Here is a 1167-nt window from a genome sequence, read left to right on the forward strand (position 1 = left end):
ATACTAAATTGTTTTGGATGTGACTCATGGGGGTACCCATAGGCGTTAAATTGTGATTCACAGGATACCATCGTTGAAGGAAGGTATCTCTGATGAGCAAGGCAGTCGCACTCCGAGAGGACTATGACGCAACGAGGGTGCGCAGTCTGGCCCGAGGAAGCAGACATGCCGGCCAGTCCCGGCGCCTTCTGGCGCTTGCCGCGATTTATGACGGGGCGACACGTGGTGAAGCGGCCCGTCTTGCGGGAACGGATCGACAGATCGTTCGGGACTGGGTTTTGCGCTTTAACGCTCAAGGGCCTGCGGGTCTGATTGATCGTCATGGTGGGGGCGCTCCTCGTCGCATCACACCTTCCGTCATGGAGGCTCTGGCGCAGCGGATCGAAGATGGCCCCATTCCCGCGGCTCATGGTGTGGTGCGCTGGCGATTGCGTGATCTGTGCGCCTGGCTTCATGAAGAGCACGGGGTCAGCCTGTCTGTATCGTGGTTGAGCAGGATTGTCCGCAATGAGAATTTTCGCCTGCTGACGGCCCGCCCACGGCATTATGCCCAGAACCCGGATGCCCAGGACATTTTTAAAAAGACTTCCCTGATGCCCTTGCAGCAATCAGCGCCTGTCATCCCGGAGAAGACATCGAACTGTGGTGGTCTGACGAGGCGCGGATCGGCCAGAAAACAAAGCTGACACGGCGGTGGGCGAAGCGGGGAACCCGCCCGCGCGCGACAGCCGACCAGCGGACCCGATCCGCCTGGATTTTCGGAGCGATCTGCCCCGCTCAGGGAAAAGGGGCCGCCCTCGTGCTTCCTTCGTGTAACATCCATGCGATGAATTTCCACCTCAAGGAAATCGCCCAGGCCGTTGCACCGCAAAGTCATGCCGTTCTCATCCTGGATCAGGCAGCATGGCATACCAGCCTGAAACTGACGGTTCCCCCCAACATCACTCTCCTGCCGCTTCCACCCCGCTCACCTGAACTGAACCCGGTAGAAAACGTCTGGCAGTTCATGCGCAATACATGGCTCTCAAACAGAATCTTCAAAACCTATGACGATATCGTCGATATCGCCTGCCATGCGTGGAACCAGCTCACCGACCAGCCATGGCGCATTATGTCTCTCGGATTGCGCGACTGGGCTCATGGGTCATAGCAAAAACAAATTGGTAT

Annotated in this window: 1 protein-coding gene; it reads left to right on the top strand. The window is 57.7% G+C overall.

The window, feature by feature from the left end; genetic code table 11:
- Positions 1-92: 92 nt before the first annotated feature.
- Positions 93-1150 (top strand): IS630 family transposase gene (locus AD944_RS15990; RefSeq protein WP_145912892.1). Its coding sequence is split into 2 segments (ribosomal slippage): positions 93-585 and positions 585-1150, totalling 1059 coding nucleotides; the frame shifts between segments, so codons are not numbered across the junction.
- Positions 1151-1167 lie beyond the last annotated feature (17 nt).

The sequence above is a fragment of the Acetobacter tropicalis genome (genome assembly GCF_001580915.1).
GTDB classification, from domain to species: domain Bacteria; phylum Pseudomonadota; class Alphaproteobacteria; order Acetobacterales; family Acetobacteraceae; genus Acetobacter; species Acetobacter tropicalis.